5 protein-coding genes and 1 pseudogene are annotated in these 4,418 nt (G+C 68.4%); 3 read left to right on the forward strand and 3 right to left on the reverse strand.

Annotation, left to right across the window (positions count from 1 at the left end; all coding sequences use genetic code 11):
- Window positions 1–436: pseudogene (locus ELR45_RS41150) on the reverse strand (nicotinate phosphoribosyltransferase); the annotation flags it as partial.
- 98 nt (window positions 437–534) lie between these two features.
- Here ELR45_RS41150 and clpS point away from each other — a divergent pair.
- Window positions 535–840, forward strand: coding sequence for an ATP-dependent Clp protease adapter ClpS (gene clpS / locus ELR45_RS20245; RefSeq protein WP_129667987.1), 306 nt, complete (start codon window positions 535–537; stop codon window positions 838–840).
- Window positions 804–1,436, forward strand: a complete 633-nt coding sequence (locus ELR45_RS20250; protein ID WP_276320709.1) for a DUF2017 domain-containing protein — start codon at window positions 804–806, stop codon at window positions 1,434–1,436. The genes clpS and ELR45_RS20250 overlap by 37 nt, the downstream gene beginning before the upstream one ends.
- 171 nt (window positions 1,437–1,607) lie before the next feature.
- Here the strand turns inward: ELR45_RS20250 and ELR45_RS20255 are convergent, their stop codons facing one another.
- Window positions 1,608–2,504, reverse strand: coding sequence for a LysR family transcriptional regulator (locus tag ELR45_RS20255; RefSeq protein ID WP_129667988.1), 897 nt, complete (start codon window positions 2,502–2,504; stop codon window positions 1,608–1,610).
- A gap of 69 nt (window positions 2,505–2,573) precedes the next feature.
- Between ELR45_RS20255 and ELR45_RS20260 the strand changes: the two genes are divergently transcribed.
- The gene (locus ELR45_RS20260) at window positions 2,574–3,632 is read left to right on the forward strand and encodes a YeiH family protein (protein WP_205856939.1); all 1,059 of its coding nucleotides are present in this window, start codon (window positions 2,574–2,576) and stop codon (window positions 3,630–3,632) included.
- A 77-nt stretch (window positions 3,633–3,709) separates the two neighbouring features.
- On the opposite strand, the gene ELR45_RS20265 is transcribed toward ELR45_RS20260, so the two are convergent.
- On the reverse strand, window positions 3,710–4,418 hold a 709-nt coding region (locus tag ELR45_RS20265), incomplete at its 5' end, for a hypothetical protein (protein WP_205856940.1).

Raw genomic sequence — 4,418 nt, forward strand, 5'->3', positions numbered from 1 at the left:
ACGGCCGTGTCCGGGCCGCCGACGTCATCCGGGACGCCGCCGAGGCCACCGCGGAGTCGAAGTTCATCATGGACAGCACCAGCGTCTCCAGGAGCACCGCCTCGGCGAAGGGCGCTTCCACGATCAGCAACGGGGAATGCGGGAAGTACGGCTCGCCCTCCCCGTAGCCCCACACGTCTCCGGAGAAGCGGTAGCCGGCCAGCCATTCGAGCGTGGGATCGTCGACCACGCCGGCCTTGTCCAGATGCTCCAACGCCTCGTCGTCGAACTGGAACGTCTCGATCGCGTCCAGTAACCGACCGGTGCCGGCCGCCACGCCGTACCGGCGACCGTGCGGCAGCTGACGGGCGAACACCTCGAATACCGCGCGTCGCTGCCCGGTGCCCCTGGCCAGCGCGGCCTGCAGCATCGTCAGCTCGTACTGATCGGTAAGCATTGCCGTTGTCGCCGACACATCACTCAGACTAGCTCGACGGCGCGCCACTGGTCAGGGAATGTGGCCGCAGCGAGCCAAGAGTGCGACACTTGAGAATTGTGACGACCGCACCTGTGGAGATCGAGCGCCCGGAGGTCGAGGAGACCGAGGCTCCGGCGCCGGAGACACCCTGGGTGACGGTTGTGTGGAATGATCCGGTCAACCTGATGTCCTACGTGACTTACGTCTTCCAGGCCTACTTCGCCTACCCGAAAACCAAGGCGGAGGAGCTCATGCTCGATGTACACGAGAAGGGCAAAGCCGTCGTGTCAGAGGGCACCCGCGAGGAGATGGAGCGTGACGTGGAGGCCATGCACTCCTACGGATTGTGGGCCACACTGCAGAAGGCGGGGGACCTAGGCTGAGTACAGCGTTCCGGCGGGCGCGTGGGGGTGGCGTGACCGCGTCCTTCCACACCGCTGAGGTAGAGCTTCTGCGCTCGCTGGTCGGCCAGCTCCTGGAACTGGTCCACGACGAGCCCGAGGCCAAGGAGAGTGACGACGGCTGGGCGGCGGCTCTGGGATTGGCGGATGAGGACACACCCGCACGTCCGACGGATCCAGTGCTGCTACGTCTGTTCCCGGACGGCTATAACGGCGACGATGAGTCCGCGTCGGACTTCCGCCGGTTCACCGAGCGAGGGCTGCGTGAGGCCAAGGCGGGGACGGCAGCCACCGTGCTGACGTCGTTGGCCACGTCCGAAGGCATGAACCCGGAGGAACGCCGGCCGCGGGACAAGACCCGGGTGGAGCTCAACGCCGAAGAGGCGGACGCGTGGCTGCGGACGCTGACCGATCTGCGGTTGGCGCTGGGAACGCGGCTCGGCATCTCCGACGACGACGAGGATGAGTGGGCCAACCTCTCCGACGACGACCCGCGCCGGCATATCCACGACGTCTACGACTGGCTCGGCTGGCTGCAGGAGACATTGGTGCGCACGTTGTCCGCCGGGCTGCCGTGAAGCGAGAAGAGCCGATACGGCGATGACCTCGGGGGAAGGGTTCTCCCGGCACATGGTTGCGTGGCGTGTGTTGGGCTCTGTTGATCTGGGGCCCGGCTGGGCTTGAGCCGGGAGAACCCTTCCCCCGAGCCCATCGCCCGACCGGTTTCGGGGAGTGGCGGATGTCGCTCGTCAGGTGGACGTGGCGCGGTGCGCGAGGAGAGCCGCGGGGCCGTTGAGATTGTGATCCTCGCGCCAGATCAGTCGCAGCAGGCGTCGCAGGTCGAGTCCGGCGACGTCGAGGGAGGCCAGCCGACCGGCGGCTATCTCGGCCTGGACGGTGAGCGAGCTCAGTACGCCGACGCCGTCAGAGGTCAGCAGGGCTGTTTTGATCGATGCCGTCGAGCCGAGCTCGAGTGCGGGACGTGGCCGTGGGTGACCGAGCGAGGAGACGGCGTGATCGAATGTCTCCCGGGTCCCGGAACCGGGTTCACGCAGGACGAGCCGCGCGGAGAGCAACTCGTCGAGGGCGACCGGTTCGCCGCGCCTGGCCCAGGGGTGGTCGACCCCGACGACGACGGCGAGGCGATCCTCCGCGACGACGTGTGTACGCAGCCCGTCCGGGACGGTGACGCCTTCGACGAAGCCCAGCTCGGCCGTCCCGGACAGTACATGGCCGGCTACCTCTTCGGAGTTGCCCACGCGCAGTGCTATGGCCAGATCGGGTTCACGCCGCTGCAGGTCGGCGAGCCAGACGGGCATCAGGTACTCGGCGATGGTCATGCTCGCGGAGACGTGAAGCTGGCCGGCACGCTCCTGTCGCAGCGCCGCGACGGCCGCCTCGAAGCGGTCCGATGCCGTGAGGACCTCTCTGGCCCAGTCGGTGACCGCGGACCCCGCCGGGGTGAGCCGTGACCCTCGTGCCGTCCGTTCGACCAGCCGCAGCCCGAGCTGGCGTTCCAGCCGGCGGAGGTTGGTGCTGACCGTCGGCTGAGCGAGCTCCAGCGCCCTGGCCGCTTCGCCGATGCTGCCGTGCTCGGCGATGGCGAGCAACAGCTCCATGGAATGCAGCTCCAGCCTAGCCGTCATAGACCGAGTCTATGCACCCATTGTCAACTGGGCCTTCTGCAGCGAACGGCGCTGGTGGAGCATCGAAGGGTGAGGAATGGACCGGCAGGCCCGCAGACCGTGCTTCGGGAGCGGCAGACCGTGCTTCGGGAGTCGGGCGACTCGGAAGGCGGCGCGGCGCTCGCCCGGTGCCTGCCCGGGCTGGCCGTCGTCGTCGCGGGTGTCGCCGGAGCTTTCGTCCTCAGCCGGTTCGTGGGCGCTCTCGGCCCGTTGACCGTAGCGGTGGCACTGGGTGTGCTTGCGCGGAACGCGAAGCTGCTGCGGCCTCGCATGGAACCCGGCCTCGCGCTGGCTACCAGAAGGATGTTACGCGCCGGCGTCGTACTGCTTGGCCTGCAGCTCGCGGTCCCGGAACTGCTGAGCCTGCGTCCCGCCCACCTCATCGTCGTCGGAGCCACCGTCGTGGTGACTTTTGCCGGAACTCGGTGGCTCGGCCGCCGGCTGGGCATCGGAGATGATCGCTCGCTCCTGCTCGCCACCGGGTTCTCGATCTGCGGCGCCTCCGCGGTCGCCGCCATGAACAGTGTGGTCGACGGGAAGGATGATGACGCGGCCACCGCTGTGGCGTTGGTGACCCTGTACGGGAGCCTGGCCATGGCCGTGTATCCGCTCCTGCAGGGCGGCCTGGGTCTGAGTGACCAGGAGTTCGGCATCTGGGCCGGGGCGAGCATCCACGAGGTCGCTCAGGTGGTGGCAGCGGCCGCCGTCGTCTCAGAGACAGCGCTGCTGGTGGCGGTGGTGGCCAAGCTGGGCCGGGTGGTTCTGCTGGCTCCGCTGGTGGCGGCGGTCGCCGTGACACGGCGGGGCAGGCGGGAGACGCGGCCTGGGCGCCCGTTGATACCGCTGTTCGTACTCGGTTTTCTCGGCATGGTGGTGGTGCGCAGCATCGGCGTCCTGCCCGACGCGGCGCTGAACGTCGCCGAGACGACGGCCACGCTGCTGCTGACGGCCGCCATGTTCGGTCTGGGTGCCGGCGTGCATCTCGCCAGGCTTGCGCGCACCGGAGGCCGCGCCGTCCTCGTCGGTGCCGGGGCGACCGTCCTGGCGGCCGGGACCGCCTATGTCACCCTGCTCATCGCACGAGTATGAGCCGAGCGACGGAGGCCCTCCGGGATCCGGAGAGCCTCCGTCGTCGTTGCGGATGAGGGACAAGTCTGGCGGATCCGTCAGACGCTGACCGGCTCGCCCGTTGTCTGCTGCTTTGGCGAACCGACGCCGGCGTCGGCCCGGGCGCGCCCGGCCCAGATCAGACCGCCGCCGGTGACCAGCAGAACTACCCCGAGGCCGGCGAACAGCCCGGCGAGTCCCAAGCCCAGCTGGAGAGCCGAGTGGGTGACCGTGCCGACCCCGAGCTCGCCGAAGAGTCCGTGTGCCGTTCCGCTCCACGCCTGCTCGCGGGCGGCGCCCTCGATCGGGTGGTCCCGGTCGAAGTCGCTCCAGTACCGGCCTTCGACGTCCATCTCGTAGGTCCCGGCGTCGAAGGTCTCGCCGTTGTACTCGACGGCTTCCTCAAGCTCGACTGTCTGGGTGCCGTTCAGTACGTGGTAGCCCACGGTCGCCATCTGGTACATGTACTCGGTGGCGGTGTTGACCAGGGGGTCGCCCGGGTCCAGATCGGACTCCACGACCGGGTACTTCCAGTCCTCGGTGAGCAGGTCCATGATCGCGTCGGCGCCTTCGGTGGTGCCGCGGTCGATCAGCTCGCCGTCCTCGTTGTAGGTCAGCGTGACGTTCTGAGCTTCGCTGAATGCCTGAAGTGAGCCGTAGCCCTCCTGCGTCTTGGCGAAAGCGACGCCGCCCGCGACCAGGAAGCCCAGGCCGAAGACTCCGAGTAGCGCACCCAGGACCCTTAGCCGCTTCTTCATGAGCTTCTCT

The organism is Phytoactinopolyspora endophytica, assembly GCF_004138495.1.
In the GTDB taxonomy this organism is placed as follows: Bacteria; Actinomycetota; Actinomycetes; order Jiangellales; family Jiangellaceae; genus Phytoactinopolyspora; species Phytoactinopolyspora endophytica.